The 15,952-nt window shown below is 69.5% G+C and carries 15 protein-coding genes; 8 read left to right on the top strand and 7 right to left on the bottom strand.

The features are described from left to right. Window positions 1-88: 88 nt before the first annotated feature. From IE302_RS18075 to IE302_RS18050, 6 genes are all read left to right on the top strand, one after another. Entirely contained in the window at window positions 89-1,741 is a 1,653-nt protein-coding gene (locus IE302_RS18075; RefSeq protein WP_229907830.1) for a DUF7850 domain-containing protein, read from the top strand. Between the two features lie 86 nt (window positions 1,742-1,827). Continuing rightward, window positions 1,828-2,070 carry a type II toxin-antitoxin system Phd/YefM family antitoxin gene (locus IE302_RS18070; RefSeq protein ID WP_229907886.1) on the top strand — a complete coding sequence of 81 codons (243 nt, stop codon included), beginning with the start codon at window positions 1,828-1,830 and terminating at the stop codon, window positions 2,068-2,070. After that, complete coding sequence (locus tag IE302_RS18065; RefSeq protein ID WP_191255706.1) at window positions 2,067-2,327, top strand: Txe/YoeB family addiction module toxin; 261 nt, start codon at window positions 2,067-2,069, stop codon at window positions 2,325-2,327. Before IE302_RS18070 ends, IE302_RS18065 begins: the two co-directional genes overlap by 4 nt. A gap of 60 nt (window positions 2,328-2,387) precedes the next feature. Beyond that, the gene (locus IE302_RS18060) at window positions 2,388-3,005 is read left to right on the top strand and encodes a class I SAM-dependent DNA methyltransferase (protein WP_191255705.1); all 618 of its coding nucleotides are present in this window, start codon (window positions 2,388-2,390) and stop codon (window positions 3,003-3,005) included. A gap of 53 nt (window positions 3,006-3,058) precedes the next feature. After that, window positions 3,059-4,786 carry an arabinofuranosyltransferase AftB family protein gene (locus IE302_RS18055; protein WP_191255704.1) on the top strand — a complete coding sequence of 576 codons (1,728 nt, stop codon included), beginning with the start codon at window positions 3,059-3,061 and terminating at the stop codon, window positions 4,784-4,786. A gap of 9 nt (window positions 4,787-4,795) precedes the next feature. After that, window positions 4,796-5,482, top strand: coding sequence for an SDR family oxidoreductase (locus tag IE302_RS18050; protein WP_191255703.1), 687 nt, complete (start codon window positions 4,796-4,798; stop codon window positions 5,480-5,482). 229 nt (window positions 5,483-5,711) lie between these two features. Here IE302_RS18050 and IE302_RS18045 read toward each other — a convergent pair whose 3' ends face one another. The 3 genes from IE302_RS18045 to IE302_RS18035 are packed head-to-tail and all read right to left on the bottom strand — an operon-like array spanning window position 5,712 to window position 9,454. Then, window positions 5,712-7,019: an amidohydrolase family protein gene (locus IE302_RS18045; protein WP_191255702.1), complete on the bottom strand. Its 1,308-nt coding sequence runs from the start codon at window positions 7,017-7,019 to the stop codon at window positions 5,712-5,714. Between the two features lie 15 nt (window positions 7,020-7,034). Then, on the bottom strand, window positions 7,035-7,685 hold the full coding sequence (locus IE302_RS18040) for a response regulator (protein ID WP_191255701.1): 651 nt from the start codon (window positions 7,683-7,685) through the stop codon (window positions 7,035-7,037). Next, complete coding sequence (locus IE302_RS18035; protein ID WP_191255700.1) at window positions 7,682-9,454, bottom strand: sensor histidine kinase; 1,773 nt, start codon at window positions 9,452-9,454, stop codon at window positions 7,682-7,684. The genes IE302_RS18040 and IE302_RS18035 overlap by 4 nt, the downstream gene beginning before the upstream one ends. Window positions 9,455-9,634: 180 nt before the next feature. Between IE302_RS18035 and IE302_RS18030 the strand changes: the two genes are divergently transcribed. Together IE302_RS18030 and IE302_RS18025 are read left to right on the top strand one after the other, a co-directional pair. Then, window positions 9,635-10,330: an ABC transporter ATP-binding protein gene (locus IE302_RS18030; protein ID WP_191255699.1), complete on the top strand. Its 696-nt coding sequence runs from the start codon at window positions 9,635-9,637 to the stop codon at window positions 10,328-10,330. Beyond that, a complete protein-coding gene (locus IE302_RS18025; protein WP_191255698.1) occupies window positions 10,330-12,579 on the top strand; it encodes an FtsX-like permease family protein in 2,250 nt (749 codons plus the stop codon). Before IE302_RS18030 ends, IE302_RS18025 begins: the two co-directional genes overlap by 1 nt. Window positions 12,580-12,803: 224 nt before the next feature. Here the strand turns inward: IE302_RS18025 and trmB are convergent, their stop codons facing one another. The 4 genes from trmB to IE302_RS18005 form a co-directional block, all read right to left on the bottom strand. Then, on the bottom strand, window positions 12,804-13,487 hold the full coding sequence (trmB, locus tag IE302_RS18020) for a tRNA (guanosine(46)-N7)-methyltransferase TrmB (protein WP_229907884.1): 684 nt from the start codon (window positions 13,485-13,487) through the stop codon (window positions 12,804-12,806). A gap of 44 nt (window positions 13,488-13,531) precedes the next feature. Next, entirely contained in the window at window positions 13,532-14,083 is a 552-nt protein-coding gene (locus IE302_RS18015; protein ID WP_191256270.1) for a hypothetical protein, read from the bottom strand. Window positions 14,084-14,242: 159 nt separating this feature from the next. After that, complete coding sequence (locus tag IE302_RS18010) at window positions 14,243-14,995, bottom strand: hypothetical protein (RefSeq protein ID WP_191255696.1); 753 nt, start codon at window positions 14,993-14,995, stop codon at window positions 14,243-14,245. Further along, the gene (locus IE302_RS18005) at window positions 14,992-15,909 is read right to left on the bottom strand and encodes an ABC transporter ATP-binding protein (protein ID WP_191255695.1); all 918 of its coding nucleotides are present in this window, start codon (window positions 15,907-15,909) and stop codon (window positions 14,992-14,994) included. The genes IE302_RS18010 and IE302_RS18005 overlap by 4 nt, the downstream gene beginning before the upstream one ends. Between the last annotated feature and the right edge of the window lie 43 nt (window positions 15,910-15,952).

The raw sequence follows: 15,952 nt of genomic DNA, 5'->3' as shown, positions 1-15,952 counted from the left end.
CGGTCACTCTCGGTTCTGCCTGATCGGGGCCCTCGACGACACGGTTCAGCGATTACGGAACCGGAACCGGATAACTAGCTTCAGCCCTGTGAAAAGGGCACTGGTGTTGATGACCGCCGGAACACTCCTGCTGGCCGCGGGCGCTTTTCCCGCGCGGGCGCAGGCCCCGGACATCCCGTCCGGCTGCACCGGCGGGGCCGCGCCGAACCCGAGCGTGGAGCAGGGCAGCCCGCCCACCGGGTACACGTTCAACCCCGCCGCGCCGGTGCCCGCCGGCACGCCGAAGAGCAAGCACCCGCGGCTGTCGACGGCGGGCGGCTATCAGCAGGACGGCGGCAAGTACGCCCTGATCTCGACGCCGGACAAGATGGTCAGCACCGCCTACGCAGCGATGAGGTTCGTGCCCGGCGCCGTCTACACGCTGACCGATTGGACCGGCACGAACGACGTCAACCTCCGGCGCGCGGACGCCGTGCGGGAGACGGGACTGCGGTTCTACAACGCGTCGAACAAGGTCGTCCTGGAGAACAAGCTCAAGGTTGCGCACGCCGTCGAGACCGACGGCAAACTGGCGAGGCAGGACTTCCCGTCGTCGATCGCCCCGCCGGCGGCTAGCTCGGTGAAGTTCTTCGCCGCCACCGACCACAACTGGGTCATGTGGGACTGCGTCCACCTGCGGATCGACTCGTTTTCGGTGAAGGCGGAGGTGCGGGATCCGGCGAGCGGCGCCTGGGGCGCCACGGCCACCCTGGAAGCGGGCACCACCGCGAACTACCGCTTCACGGTGACCAACGACGGCACCACGACGCTGGCGGCGGTCAAGGTCGACGACCCGTACTGCGACGCGCAGCCCGCGCCGATCGCGACGCTCGACGCCGGCAAGTCCGCGACCGTCACCTGCGACCACAAGAACGTCACCGAAGCGGACAACGGTCACGTCAGCACCGTGACCGTCTCCAGCGGCACGCTGCCGAAGAAGACCTCGACCACGACCATCAAGGTCACCCCGCCGCCCGCGATCGACGAGATCGGCGAGTTCGCCTGGAACGACGTCGACCGCAACGGCCTGCAGAACGACGGCGAGCCGGGCGTCCCGGGCGTGAAGGTGACCTTGAAGGACGCGTCGGGCACGGCGCTCGGCACGCTCACCACGGACGCCGCCGGCAAGTACCGCTTTACGAAGCTGAAGGACGGCATCTACCAGGTCTGCTTCGACATCAGCGCGCTTCCGCCCGAGTTCGCGGGCTACACCTACACGGCGAAGGACGCGGGTGACGACGCGAAGGACTCCGACGCCGATCCGACGTCGGGCTGCACGGCGACCACCACGGTCGGCCCGAAGAAACGCCAGGACCTGACGCTCGCGGCGGGTCTCAACGCGCCGATGAGCAAGCTGGGCGATTTCGTCTGGCTGGACAAGGACGAGGACGGCCTGCAGGGCCGCGACGAGCTCGGCGTCCCGGACGTGAAGGTGACGTTGAAGGACGCTTCGGCCAAGGAGGTCGGTTCGACCGTGACCGGGCCGGACGGGCGGTACTCCTTCGGAAGCGTGCTGCCGGGCTCGTACCAGGTGTGTTTCGACGCCGGGGCGCGGCAGCTGACCCGGGCGGGCGCCGCGCAGTACAACGGCACCGATTCGGCGGCGGATCCCGCGACCGGATGCACGCCGGTGGTCAAGCCGGGCGTGCCGGAGGACCTGACCAGGGACGCGGGTCTGATCGAGCCGTCGAATCCTGTGTGACCCACGGCCTAACCGGCACCCTTGTGACTATCACTCCTTCGACGTACAATATTCTGTACGTCGAAGGGAGGGTGCTAGTGAAGACCATGAGCTACTCCGAGTCTCGAGCGAAGTACGCCGAGACGCTCGACTCGGTGGTCAACGACCGGGAAGAGGTCGTGATCACCCGCGCCGGGCATGAGCCCGTCGTGATCGTGTCCCTGGACGATTATCAGTCGCTCAAGGAGACCGCGTACCTGCTCCGCAGCCCGGAGAACGCGCGGCGATTGATCACCGCGATCGAGCGACTGGAGTCGGGCGGCGGAACACAGCACGAACTCGTTGAATGAAGCTGATCTGGGACGAAAACGCCTGGGAGGACTACCTCTGGTGGCAAACCCAGGACCGGAAGGTGCTCAAGCGCATCAATGACCTCATCAAGGATGTCGTGCGCAACGGCAATGAAGGCATCGGGAAACCTGAACCGTTGAAACATGGGTTCCAGGGCTACTGGTCGCGCCGGATCACGGACGAGCACCGACTCGTCTACAAGGTCGCCGAGGGTGAAATCAGATTCGCTGCCTGCCGGTATCACTACGGGAAATAAAGGACGTCACCTCGAGATGACGTCCTTTATTGTCGGTGGGTGGCGCTAGCGTCGCCCACCGTGACCTCCCATCTCGATGCCACCCGCGAGTCCTACGACACCGTCGCCGAGGACTACGCGGTCCGGGTCGGACAGCTCTTCGACCAGGAGCCGATCGGCCGCGCGATGCTGGCCGCGTTCGCCGAGCAGGCGCGCGGCCCGGTCGTCGACGTCGGTTGCGGGCCGGGCCATGTCACCGCCTACCTGGCGTCGCTCGGTCTCGACGTCGCCGGTGTCGACTTGTCGCCGAAAATGGTCGAGATCGCTCGTCGTCAGTACCCTGACCTGCGGTTCTCCGTAGGTTCGATGACCGCCCTCGACCTCCCCGACGGCGAGCTGGGCGGGCTCGTCGCCTGGTGGTCGATCTTCCATTTGCCGCCCGAGCTCCTTCCGGCGGTCTTCGCGGAGTTCCGCCGTACGCTCGCGCCCGGCGGTCGCCTGCTGGTCGGATTCCACGTCGGCGACGAGCGGCTGAGCCCGGAGACGGCGTATGGCCACCCGGTCACCTACGACGCCTACCTGCTGGAACCCGGCAGGATCGCCGACCTGCTCGGTCAGGCGGGTTTCGAGGTCACCGCGCGGCTGGCCATGGAAGGGAGGCAGCGACCCCAGGCCTGTCTGTCCGCCCGCGCGGTTTGACTCGCGGGCCGAGGGCCTGATCTCCTTCGCACGCAACCGAGCCGGGCGGAGCCATGACGCAGACGAACACGACCACGGGCGAGAACACGCCCGACTGGCCTTCGCGCGCCTGGTTCCGGCGGCCGTCGACCTGGACGTGGTTCGGGTTCGGCCTGGTGCTGATGGTCTACGCCGACCTTGCCTGGCGCCGCCGCTGGATGAGCGACGACGGGCTGATCGTGCTGCGGACGGTCCGCCAGATCCTCGCGGGCAACGGGCCGGTGTTCAACATCGGCGAGCGGGTCGAGACCAACACCAGTCCTTTGTGGACGGCGGTGCTGAGTGTCCTCGGGCTGATCCCGGGCGTGCCGCTGGAATGGATCTCCGTGGTGACCGGGCTGGTCTTCTCGGTCGCCGGACTGTTCTTCGGCCTGGACGGCGCGCGGCGGCTCTACCAGCCGCTGGCGTTCCACGGGCTCGCGCCCGCCGGGGCACTGGTCGTCTGCGCGCTGCCGCCGTTCCGCGACTTCGCGACGTCCGGGCTGGAGACCGGCCTGATCACGTTGTGGTTGGGCGGTACCTGGTGGCTCCTCGTCCGCCATTCGTCCACAATGGATGATCTGCGCACCTGGCCGGTCGCCCTGGTCGCCGGGTTGGGGCCATTGGTGCGGCCGGATCTCGCGCTCTTCAGCGCGGTCGCCTTGGCGGCGCTGCTCGTGCTCTCGCGACCGGGACTTCGCCGCGCGGTGGGCCTGCTGGCCGTGGCGGCCGTGCTCCCGTTGGCGTATCAGGTGTTCCGGATGGGCTACTACGGTCTGCTCACGCCGAACACCGCGTTGGTCAAGGAGGCGTCGGAGGCGAACTGGGCCCGTGGCTGGGCGTACCTCGTCGACCTCGTCCAGCCGTACTGGCTCTGGCTCCCGCTGGTGTTCCTCGCGGCCGCCGTCGTCACCGTCGCGTCCACTGTGGACAAAACCTTCGCGGTGCTCACCGCGGTCCCGGTCGTCGGCGCGGTGCTCCTCGCGGCGTACGTGACCAGGGTCGGCGGGGATTTCATGCACGGGCGCATGCTGCTTCCGGCGCTGTTCTGCCTGCTGCTGCCCGTGCTGGCCCTGCCGGTGACGAGGCTGACCACGGTTTTTCTGGTGGGCGTCGGGATCTGGGCGTTCGTGGCCGCCGGGTCGCTTCGCCCGCCGTACTCCACCCAGCCGCGTGCCGTCGGCATCACCGACGAGCGGTCGTATTGGTCGAGGTCGACGGGGCACGAGTATCCGATCCTGGCCGAGGATTACGCCGGCCATCCGTTGATGCCGTCGACGCTGGACGCCATCCACGGTGTCGACGGCCCGGCGGTGCTGGTCCAGGACTACGCGACCAGGCGCTGGTACGCGTACCCGACGGATCGGCCGTACGTGACCGTCGCCGCGGACAGCATGGGCGCGCTCGGCTTGCTGATCCCGCTCGACATGCGGCTGCGTGACGGTTACGGCCTCGCCAACCCGCTCGCCGCGCATTCGACGGCGCTTCCCGACGGCAGGCCCGGTCATCAGAAGTGGCTGCCCGCGGTGTGGGAACTGGCGAATTCGGCGCGGCTCCCGATCGCCGAGGGCGGCCCGGCCCGCGCCGCCGACGTCGCGGCCGCGCGGTCGGCGCTCGACTGCCCGGAGATCGTCGCGATCGACGTGTCGGTGCGGGATCCGCTGACGGCCGGACGGTTCGCGGACAACCTCATCGGGTCGTTCACGCGCGGCTCCGTGCGATTCCCCCGGGTGGCGACGTCGCCGGTCGTCTGCGGTGGCTAGCGTGGCGGCATGGCTGATCTTCCCCTCGCTCTCGTCACCGGCGCCACCCGCGGTATCGGCGCCGCGGTCGCCCGCGCGCTCGCTCCCACGCACCGGTTGCTGCTCGGCGGCCGCGACGCCGACGCGCTCGGTGAACTGGCGGGCACGCTGCCCGGCGCCCGGGCGTGGCCGGTCGACCTGACCGATGCCGAGGCGCTGGAAGCGGCGACCGCCGAATTCGGCGAACTGGACGTGCTGGTGCACTCGGCGGGCGTCGCGCGGCTCGGCACGATCGAGGCCACCACGGACGCCGACTGGCGGGCGAACTTCGAGGTCAACGTGCTCGGCGTCGTCACGCTGACCAGGCAGCTCCTGCCCGCGCTTCGCGCCGCGAAGGGGCACGTCGTGGTGATCAACTCGGGTGCCGGGCAGAACGCGCGTCCGGGCTGGGGTCCCTACGCGGCGAGCAAGTTCGCGGTCCGCGCCTTCGCCGACGCGCTGCGGGAGGAGGAGTCGACGCTGCGGGTGACGTCTATCTACCCCGGCCGTACGGACACCGAAATGCAGCAGGCGATCATCGCCGACGAGGGCCGCGCCTACGAACCGGAACGCTTCCTGCGCCCCGAGTCCGTCGCGTCCGCTGTGCTCTCCGCCGTCTCCGCGACCGGCGATGCGCACCCGACCGAGGTGACCCTCCGCCCCCGCGGCCTGGTCTAGCTCGCGCTGTCTTGATCAGCACGCCCCCAATGTGGCATTGGGGACACTCAACGTCCCCAATGCCACATTGGGGGCACTGACACCTTCGGGACGCCAGTTGTCCACAGCCCCTCACCGTTGTGCACAACCCCGCCCCCACCAGCGCTTTCCCCCGGGACCCGCCCCCAACCCCCGATAGACTGGCCTCGGGGCCGCCCCCTGGGATGGGCGGGGGGCTTGCGTAGGTGAGTTAAGAGCGCAGGCGTGCGGAGGTGTCGGCGACCTCGGCCTGCACTTTCGCGCGGTCGACTCGCAGGGATTCGCCGTCACCGACGACCTGTTCGCCCGCCACCCACACGTCGCGCACGCGGCGCGAGCCGGCGGCCCACACCAGGTTCGAGAGCAGTTGCTCGTCCGGGACGTCGAGGCCGGCGGCGAAGGCCGGGTCGTCGAGGTCGACGTGCACCATGTCCGCCCACCGGCCGGGTTCCAGCGCGCCGATGTCGGTCCGGCCCAGCGCGTCGGCGCCGCCGCGGGTGCCGAGCAGGAAGGCGTCGGCCGCGGTCAGCACGGTCGAGTCGCCGGTCGCGAGCCGCGCGAACATCGCCGAGAGCTGCAGCTCTTCCCACAGGTCGATGTCGTCGTTCGACGCCGGGCCGTCCGTGCCGAGCCCGATGGCGACGCCCGCCTTCCGCAGCTCAGTGACCCGCGCGATGCCCGAAGCGAGCTTCGCGTTCGAGCCGGGGCAGTGCGCCATCCCGACCCCGCGCGCCGCGAACAGCGCGATGTCCTCGTCGGACAGGTGGATGGCGTGCGCGGCCAGCGTCCGGCCCCGCAGCATCCCGACCTTCTCCAGCAGCGCGGGCACCGAACCGTGCTCTTCACGCTGCTTGACGTCTTCGAGTGCCGCCTCGGCCACGTGGATCTGCACCAGCGCGCCGCGTTCGGCCGCCGATTCCGCGGTCGCGCGCAGCGCCTCTTCGTTCAGCATGTACGCCGAGTGCGGCCCGTAGCCGACCTCGATCCGCTCGCCGGGGCCGAACCGGAGACCGTCGGTGTCGATCCAGCGTTCGACGCCCTTCAGCATCGCGCGCCAGTCCATCCCCGGCAGTTCCATGATCGGCGGGCCCAGGATCACGCGGCCACCGGTGGTGAGCACCGCGTCGGCGAGCTGTTCGCCTTCGAAGTACATCTCCGCGCTGGTCGTGACACCGTGCCGCAGCATTTCGACCGAGCCCAGCACCATGCCGGTGCGGATGTCGGCGGGCTTCAGCTTCGCCTCGGCGGGCCAGATGATCTCGGTCAGCCAGCGCAGCAGCGGCAGGTCGCCGCCCATCCCGCGCAGCAGCGTCATCGGGCTGTGCGCGTGCGCGTTGACCAGACCGGGCAGGAGAAGACCGCTCAACCGGGTCACGGGAGCGGACGTTTCGGGAGCCTCGGACGCGGGACCGACATGGGTGACGCGGCCCGCCTCGTCCACGTCGACCACGGCGTCACGCAGCAACGAGCAAGCGGGGTCGGCGGGCAGAACGACAGGAGCGTGGAAACGGCGTTGCATGACCGGAGCTTACTTTCAGTCGACGACCCCGCTACGCCACGCCCATGCCGCGATCTCCACCCGGTTCCGCGCACCCACCTTGCCCTGCACCGACGCCAGATGCGTCTTCACCGTCGACAGCGAAAGGAACAGCTCGGCCCCGATCTCGGTGTTCGTCAGCCCCTTCGCGGCCGCCTTGACCACGTCCAGCTCCCGCGCGGTCAGCGGCTCCGAAGGCGGGACGACCTCGCGTTTCACCGCGCCGCCGTCGAAATGCTTCAGCAGCCGGACGGTGATCTGCGGCGACACCAGCGCGTCCCCGCGCGCGGCCGCGCGCACCGCTTCGATCAGCAGCGCCGGGCCCGCGTCCTTCAGCAGGAACCCGCTCGCGCCGTTCCGCAGCGCGGTGTGCACGTACTCGTCCAGATCGAACGTCGTGACCACCACCACTTTCAGCGGATCGGCCACGTCCGGGCCCGCCAGCTGCTTGGTGACCTCGAGTCCGTCGATCCCCGGCATGCGGATGTCCAGCAGGCAGACGTCCGGCCGCAGTTCGCGCGCCTTCGCGACCGCCGAGACGCCGTCCGCCACGTCGGCGACCACCTCGATGTCGTCCTGCGCGTCCAGGATCATCCGGAAGCCGATCCGCACCATGTCCTGGTCGTCGGCGATCAATACCCGGATCACTCTTCTCCTTCAAGTGGTAGCCACGCTTCGACGCGCCATCCGCCGCCCGGCGCCCGCCCGGCGGAGAGCCGGCCGTGCAGCAGGGCGACCCGTTCGCGCATGCCGATCAGACCGTAGCCGCCCGACCCACCGGCCGGACGACGCTGGGGCTCGCGTCCGTCGTCGGTCACCTGGAGGTGCAGTTCCGCCTCGGTCACCTCGGCGATCACCAGCGCCTCCTTCGCCCCGGCCGCGTGCTTGCCGATGTTCGTCAGCGACTCCTGCACCAGCCGCAACGCCGACCGCCCGACCTCGTGCGGCACGTTCGGCGGCAGTTCGAGCTTCATCGACGTCTTCACGCCGTGGTTCGACCGTTCGATCAGCGACCGCAGATCCGCCGCGAGATCGGTGGTCGCCTGCTCGCTGAACTCGCTGCTCCCGGCCGGGGCGTCGCCGCGCATGCTCCGCACGAGCCGCCGCATCGCCGCGAGCGCCTCCACCCCGGCGTCCTCGATCCGGCCCATCGCCTCGACCGCGACCTGCGGATTCTTCTCGCCCATCATCTTCGCCGCCTGCGCCTGCACCACGATCCCGGTGACGTGGTGGGCGACGACGTCGTGCAGCTCCCGCGCCAGCGCCATCCGCTCCGACGTCTGCGCGTCGGTGATCGCCGACTGGATGACCTGCGTCCGCTCCGAATCCCGCGACCGCAGCGCCAGGCCGACCGCCACCGAGATACCGAGCAGCAGCAGACCCGCGATCGCGAACCCCGCGATGTCGTCCGGGTTGGTCATGAGCCGCGGATTCGGCCGCTGGGTGTTGAGCACGCAGGCGACCATCACCACCCCGGTCAGCGCCGCGAGCCGTGACGTGGCCTTGCCCAGCCCGACCGCGCGGACCAGCGTGACGATCGCGCCCATGCCCGCGACGACCTGCGTCCCCGGCACTCCGCCGGGCGTCGGGTAGTTGTAGCGCAGCCGGAGGAACGGCGTCACCAGCGCCGAGAGCAGCAGGACCGCGGTGAGCGCGACCATCGCGTCGGCCGGTCGCCGCGGCGCCGCGACGGCGATGACCGCGGCGATGATCGAGCAGACCAGGATGGGCAGGCCGTGCGCCCCGCTGGCGTAGGTGAAGCTGAATTCCAGGATGAGCGCGATGCTCAGCATGCCGATGAGCGGCCACTGGCCCATCACCAGCTTGTTGAGCTTCTGCAGCTTCTCGTAGCGCTTCGGACTCGTCATGCGGTCGCGCCCGGGGATCGCGAAGACCAGCGTGCCGCCCAGCAGGATGCCGCCGAACAGCATCGCCTGCGCCATGGTGCCGCCCGACAGCCCTTCCATGTACCGGCCGGACACCGCGGTCAGGGTGGCCAGCACCAAGCCGGAGATCACCGCGAACGCGACACCCGGCCGCGTCCGGCGCGCGGCGTAGAACAGGATCTCCACCCCCGCCACCACTTCGGTGATGGACAGGTTCGCGAGCACGCTCGAATAGGTCGGGATGTTGAAGTACCGGACGACCAGCGTGTAGGCCACCAGCACGACCGAGGCGGCGACGGCGGCGACAGCGGCCCGTTTCTGCGCCCAGAGCGCGCAGAACACCATCCCGAAGATGCCGGGGAACAGCAGGAGGTCGATGAACCGGGGGCCGGCGTCGTCGAACGCGGCGTCGGTGATGAAGGCCAGGTCGAAAGCGAACGCGGCCAGCAGGATCACCGCGGGCATGCCGATGCGGCGCGCGAGCGCGCTCGCCCGTGCGTAGAACTTGTTCTGGGATGGACCTGCTGTCACACCGTGACGGTAGAGGATCCGCCACCGTCCGCACCTTGGCCGACCGGCCCGAGCCTCCTCGGCCGATCGGCCGATGCGGGTGTGATCAGCACTGGCCGTCTGCCCGAAGTGGACACAGGTGGTTCACCGCGAAGCTCTTCCCCGAAGCGGAACACAAGTGACTGACTAGGGAGAATCACGGTGGTAGATCCACAGTGGACAGGCCAGCCGGTACTCGCCGGACGTGGACTCGTGAAGCGGTACGGCACGCAGCACGCGCTGGCCGGGATCGACATCGACATCCAGGCGGGTGACGCGGTCGCCATCGTCGGGCCCTCCGGCTCGGGCAAGACCTCCCTGCTGCACGTGCTCGCCGGGATTCTCCGCGCCGACGCCGGGCAGATCTTCCTGGCCGGGCAGCGGGTCGACCAGCTCAACGAGCGCAAGCGCAGCGAACTGCGCCGCACCGAGTTCGGTTTCGTGTTCCAGTCCGGGATGCTCGTCGCCGAACTGAGCGCCGAAGAGAACGTCGCGCTGCCGTCCCTGCTGGGTGGCAAGGGCCGCAAGGAATCCATCGAAGCCGGCCGCGAATGGCTGGGGAAGCTCGGCCTGGCGGGCAAGGAAAAGCGCCGTCCCGGTGAGCTTTCCGGCGGTGAGGCGCAGCGCGTCGCGATCGCACGGGCGCTGACGCACCGGCCGAAGGTGATCTTCGCCGACGAGCCGACCGGCGCGCTCGACACCCGCACCGGCCGCGCCACCATGGACGCGCTGCTCGCGGCGGCCGCCGACAGCGGCGCCGCGGTGATCGTGGTGACCCACGACCGCGAACTCGCCGAAGCCATGCCGCGCACGGTTTCCATCCGCGACGGCCTGATCGCGACGAGGTTGGCCGCCTGATGAACAGCTTCCAGCTGGCCATGCGGGTGCTCCGGGTCGACCGCCGGACCCGCACGTCGGCCATCCTCACCGCGGTCGGGGTCGCCGTCGCGACCAGTCTGGTGCTCCTGCTGGCCTCCCTCCCGGGTGCCACGCAGGCCCGCTCACAGCGCGCGATCTGGCAGGACATCGGGAGCTACTACTCCCAGTCCGGGGAGAGCCAGCGTCCGGCGCCGCTGCTGATGGCGGCCAACAAGGACTACTCGGGCGACCGCGAGATCATCCGCGTCGACATCGCCCAGACCGGTAACTCGCCGATCCTCAGCCTGCCGCCGGGCATCCCGAAGCTGCCCGGACCCGGCGAGGCGATCGTTTCCCCCGAACTCGGGAAACTGATCCAGTCGGCGCCCCAGGCCCAGCTCGGGGACCGGTTCGGCAAACTCGTCGACGCGCTCGGACCCGACTCGCTGATGTATCCGGAACAGCTGGTCGCCGTGGTCGGCCACACCCCGGAGACGATGCCGAAGACGGCGCTCGCCGCGGACGGCTTCCCCAACAAGCAGGCGAAGCCCGACCCGATGCTCGAACTGCTCGCCTGGGTCGGCGTGATCGTCCTGCTCGTGCCGAGCCTGGTGCTCGTCGCGTCCTCGGCCAGGCTCACCGCCGCCCGGCGTGAGCTGCGGATGGCGGCGCTGCGGCTGGCCGGGGCGACCCCGGGGCAGGTGACGAAGATCGTCGCCGCCGAGACGGCGTTGTCAGCGGTGGTCGGCGCCTTACTGGGCATCCTCGTGGCACCGGCGCTCCAAGGCCTCTCGACGTTCGTCCCGTGGGGCGGCGGAACCTGGCTCGCGTCGGACTTCAGCCTTTCGCTCGGCTCGACCATCGCGGTCGCCATCGCGATCCCGCTGCTGGTCGTCTTCGCCGGCGTCCTCGGTATCCGCCGCGTGCTGAAGACGCCGTTGTTCGCGGCGTCGGCCCACGCTCGCAAGCCGCTGCACTGGTGGCGGCTGCTCGCGGTCCCCGTGGCCGGTGCCTTCTTCCTCTTCGCGGTCACCCAGGACAACGCCAGCCTGCCGATGGTGATGCTCGGGTTGTTCCTGCTGGTCGGGTCGGCCGCGATCATCGGACCGTGGGTCACCTCGGCGGTCGGCGGCACGTTCGTCCGGATCTGGCGCAAACCCGCGTCGCTGCTCGCCGGGCGCAGGCTCCGCGACGACCCGAAGAGCGCGTACCGCGCCACGGCGGGTGTCGTGCTCGCGGTGTTCACCGGCTCGATGGCGCTCACGCTGCTGCCCTCGTTCGAGTCGATGGCGGGTGGCGGACGGACCTTCAAGGACAACGTCCTCTACGCCGAATCCGACGCGACCCAGGCACAGCGGATCGCCGACGACACCAACGCGTCCCTCGCCCGCAACGGGATCGCCGACAAGGCCGTCCCGGTCGGCCAGGTCTACCTGTCCACCGGCGAGGCGGGGACCCGCTCCCAGTCGCTGAGCCGCGCCTTCGTGATGACCTGCGAGGACGCCGCGAAGCTGCTCCGGGTGAACATCGGCGGCTCCTGCCAGCCCGGTCCCGCGATCTACAGCCGGACCAGCCTCGACCCGGCGGCCTACAGCGTGACGAACGACTACGACAAGTCCGGTACGCCGCTGAATCCGACGGCGCCGGTGCACCTCTTCCCGTCCAGTGACGAGGACACCTACGGCACGATCGTCATCGACCCGGCCCTGGTCCCCGCGGGGGTCACGCCGGAAAGGTTCGACGTGATCGTGCCGACGACGCCGCAGAACGGCGAGGTCGTGCGAACCGCGCTGGTCGGGGCCGCCCCCGGCCAGGAGGTCGGCAGCCGCGGCCTGCACCTGATCGGCCAGCAGCAGGAACTCGGCGACCTGCGCCGGGTCACCGTGATCGGCCTGATCGCCGCCGGGGTGCTCGCCGGCTGCAGCGCGGCCGTCGCGACCGCCGGTTCGGTGATGGACCGCCGCCGCACCTTCGGGGCGCTCATCGCGGCCGGGACACCGGTCCGGGTGCTGGCGAGGGCGCTGCGGATGGAAGCGGCCCTGCCCGCGATGGTGGCCACCATCGGCGCGGGTGCGGTCGGGGTCGGAGTCGGCATCGGGCTCTACAGCCTGGTCGAAAAGGACGGGATCGTGCTGAGCCCGTGGCTGCTGGCGCCCGTGGTGCTGGGAATCGGGGTGGCGATGCTCGGGGCATCCATCTCGACCCCGGCCCTCAAGCGGGTGCAGTCGGAGCCGTTGGCCGACGAGTAAAAGGTTCGCCCGAACGGCGTCATGGCGCCGGGGCGAGCAGGTCTCGTGGATGGAGTCGGAGGTAACCATCCACGAGCCGGGTGCCCGGTCATCCCTCTGTCGGGGGATGGATGAACGGGCACCGGGGATGCGCAGGGGGCATCCCAAGGCACGGGGGTGTCAAGAAAGGGCCGGTCAGGACGTGGGGACGTCCTGACCGGCCCTTTCAGGCGTTCACAGAAAGCTCAGACGCGTTCGAAGATCAGGTCGTGCGAGATCCGGCCTTCGACGTCGGCGCGGTTCTCGAACTTCGTGATCGGGCGCCACTCCGGACGCGGCGCCCAGCCGCCCGGCTCTTCGGCGTACCGGTTGCGCAGGAGCGGCTCGGCCGAGCAGACCTCCATCATCTGCTCCGCGTAGTTCTCCCAGTCGGTCGCCATGTGGAAGGTCCCGCCCGGCGCGAGTCGCGACGCCACCAGCGAGACGAACTCCGGCTGCACGATCCGCCGCTTGTGGTGCCGCTTCTTCGGCCACGGGTCCGGGAAGAACAGCCGGACCCCGGCCAGCGAACCCGGCTCGACGTGCGAGGTGAGCAGGACGACGGCGTCACCGTGCACCAGCCGCAGGTTCTCCACCCCGAGCTTCTCCGCGCGCAGCATCAGCTGCCCGAGACCCGGGTCGTACACCTCGACCGCGACGTAGTTGAGTTCCGGCGCGGCGGCCGCGAGCTGGGAAGTGGTCTCGCCCATCCCCGAGCCGATCTCCACCATGACCGGGGCCTGCCTGCCGAACCAGTCGTCGAAATCCACCGTGCCTTCGGGCAACTCGCCGACCGTGCGGCCGAGCGACGGCCAGAGATCGTTCCAGGCTCGCTGCTGCCCGACGGTCATCCGGCCGCCGCGTTTGACATAGCTGACCACGCTGCGCATCCGTGGCTGGTCCTCGTTTTCCACCCGCCCATTAAACGCGGGGGTTACCTCACCGCTTCGAACTCCCCCAGCCGCGAGCGCAGGCCGGCGAATCCGGCGACCGCGATCGGCGGCGGCGTCGTACTGGAATGGGCGGGGAGAACGTCGATCCAGCCGTCGTGGCGGCTGGTGTTCAGCACGGTGGTCGGGATCGAATGCCCGGAAGTCCCGCGTTCGGAAGGCATGAACTCCCAGTAGCCGGATTCCCCGTCCGCGGCCCACGGGACGAATTCCCAACCGGGACGCCTGCCGAGCAGACCGGAGATACGATCTTCGATGCGGAAACCGAGTTCCCGCGATTCGAGCCTTCCTTCCACGACGGCGCGAAGCCACCACGGTGCGGGGATTTCACCGTGCATTCCACTGGACGCGCGGTACAGCGCGACAACGAGATCTTCGGGTGCGCGGTGCACCCAGGCACGGCGGATATCGGACGGCCTGGTCGCCGACGCCACCGTTCGGGGTAGTTCGATCGCTTGGGACCATTCGAGGTCGAGCATGGGCTCGAGCCGTGGTCGCGTGCTTTCAGTACGGGCTTTCGGGATCGTGCGTTCCACTCCCTGACCGGAATCCACCGTCAAGGATCACCTCCGGGGCCGAGAGCCGAAATGCGGCTCGTCCCGAGCATCGCCCGGTCAGGAACAGTATGTCCGCTTCCTGTGAGAGAAGCCACAGGCTCTTAACGTGGACTTAACTCCTTTGGCCGCGGTAAAAGCTCACGCATCCCTTCGATGGGTGATCATCAGTCCGGCCGCATAAACAATCACGCAGATGCCGCCGAAATAAGCCAAATATCCCCACGGGCCCAGGGGTGGCTCGAGTTTCAACATCGAAACCGTCAGATCCGGTCCGGCGAACTGATTCGCGGCGACGAACGGCATCCACTGATAGAGGTCATCGCCCACGCGCGGAATCAGGATGACGAGCCCCTCGATCAACTGTGTCCAGGCCAGCGCGAACACGAGGGCGAACGCGGGGCTGCGGAACAGTAGCCCGAGACCGACACCGAGGAGGCCGGTCAGCAGGAAGGTCAGCCCCTGCCCCGCCACCGCGCGCCAGTCGGCGCCCGAAGCCAGGCCCAGGTCGGCGGCCGGTTTGATCAGATACGCGATCCCCCACGAGCAGAAGCCCACGAGCAGGCCGATCAGCCCCGAGAACACCCCGACGACGGCACCCTTCGCCAGCAGCGCGGGCACCCGCGACGGCACCGCCTGGAAGGTGAGCCTCATCGTGCCCCAGTTGAACTCGGTCGCCGCCGCGAGGATGGCGAGGACGAGCACCACGGTCCGGCCCATGGCGCTGGCCGTCTGCGTGGCGGAGACGGTCGCCTGACCCTCCAGCGGAACCAGACCGAAGAACAGCGCGGTGTAGCCGATCGCGATGACCACCGCGATGGCGGCGCACCACCAGGGCGCGCGCGTGCTCAGCAGCTTGATCCGCTCCGCGCGGAGCAGGTTCGCCGTGCTCATCGGGCCACCTCCGGGACGCCGGCGCCGTATTCGACGGCCTCGGCGGTGAGTTGCATGTACGCCTGTTCGAGCGAGCCGGTGAGCGGGTGCAGTTCGTGCAGCGTCGCGCCCGCGGCGAACGCGAGCTCGCCGATGTCGTCACTGTCCATTTCGGACACGATGAGCGCGCCGTCCTCCTCGCGGAACTCGGCGCCCTTCTCGGTCAGCGCCGTCCGGAGCTCGGGCAGGTGCGGGCTGCGGACCCGCACGCCGAGACCCTTCGCGCGGCCGACGAAGTCCTTCATCGTGCCCTGGTAGATCAGCTTCCCCCGGCCGATCACGACGAGGTCCTGCGCGGTCTGCGCCATTTCCGGCAGCAGGTGGCTGGACACGAACACGGTGCGGCCTTCGGCGGCGAGCGCGTGCATCAGCCGCCGGATCCACACGATGCCCTCGGGGTCGAGACCGTTGACCGGCTCGTCGAACAGCAGCACCCGCGGGTCGCCCAGCAGGGCCGTGGCGATCCCGAGCCGCTGCGACATCCCGAGCGAGAACTGCCCGGCCCGTTTGCGGGCGACCGAGTCCAGCCCGACCAGGCGGAGCACCTCGTCGACCCGCTTGTCCGGCAGGCCGTTGGTCGCGGCGATCCACCGGAGGTGCTCGCGGGCGGTGCGGCCGGGGTGCCGCCAGGTGGCGTCGATCATGCCGCCGACCATCCGAAGTGGATCACGCAGCTCGCGGTAGGGCTTGCCGTCGATGGTCACCGAGCCCGACGTCGGGCTGTCGAGCCCGAGCATCATCCGCATGGTGGTGGACTTGCCCGCCCCGTTGGGGCCGAGGAACCCGGTCACCCGTCCCGCCTCGGCGGTGAACGTAAGTTCGTCCACGGCGAGCTTGTCGCCGTAACGCTTCGTGAGTCCAGTGGCCTCGATCATCGACCCTCCCGCCAGGTGGATTCCGACATTACCAACGGGGAAA

Origin of the sequence: Amycolatopsis oliviviridis, assembly GCF_014654365.1 — a bacterium.
In the GTDB taxonomy this organism is placed as follows: Bacteria; Actinomycetota; Actinomycetes; order Mycobacteriales; family Pseudonocardiaceae; genus Amycolatopsis; species Amycolatopsis oliviviridis.
This window is presented reverse-complemented; position numbering and strand designations above follow the sequence as displayed.

What these genes read in the sequence shown, in the direction of transcription:
- IE302_RS18070 (WP_229907886.1), top strand. Translation starts at nt 1,828, where the DNA reads ATGAGCTACTCCGAGTCTCGAGCGAAGTACGCCGAGACGCTCGACTCG.
- IE302_RS18065 (WP_191255706.1), top strand. Translation starts at nt 2,067, where the DNA reads ATGAAGCTGATCTGGGACGAAAACGCCTGGGAGGACTACCTCTGGTGG.
- IE302_RS18055 (WP_191255704.1), top strand. Translation starts at nt 3,059, where the DNA reads ATGACGCAGACGAACACGACCACGGGCGAGAACACGCCCGACTGGCCT.
- IE302_RS18050 (WP_191255703.1), top strand. Translation starts at nt 4,796, where the DNA reads ATGGCTGATCTTCCCCTCGCTCTCGTCACCGGCGCCACCCGCGGTATC.
- IE302_RS18045 (WP_191255702.1), bottom strand. Translation starts at nt 7,019, where the DNA reads ATGCAACGCCGTTTCCACGCTCCTGTCGTTCTGCCCGCCGACCCCGCT.
- IE302_RS18025 (WP_191255698.1), top strand. Translation starts at nt 10,330, where the DNA reads ATGAACAGCTTCCAGCTGGCCATGCGGGTGCTCCGGGTCGACCGCCGG.
- trmB (WP_229907884.1), bottom strand. Translation starts at nt 13,487, where the DNA reads ATGCGCAGCGTGGTCAGCTATGTCAAACGCGGCGGCCGGATGACCGTC.
- IE302_RS18010 (WP_191255696.1), bottom strand. Translation starts at nt 14,995, where the DNA reads ATGAGCACGGCGAACCTGCTCCGCGCGGAGCGGATCAAGCTGCTGAGC.
- IE302_RS18005 (WP_191255695.1), bottom strand. Translation starts at nt 15,909, where the DNA reads ATGATCGAGGCCACTGGACTCACGAAGCGTTACGGCGACAAGCTCGCC.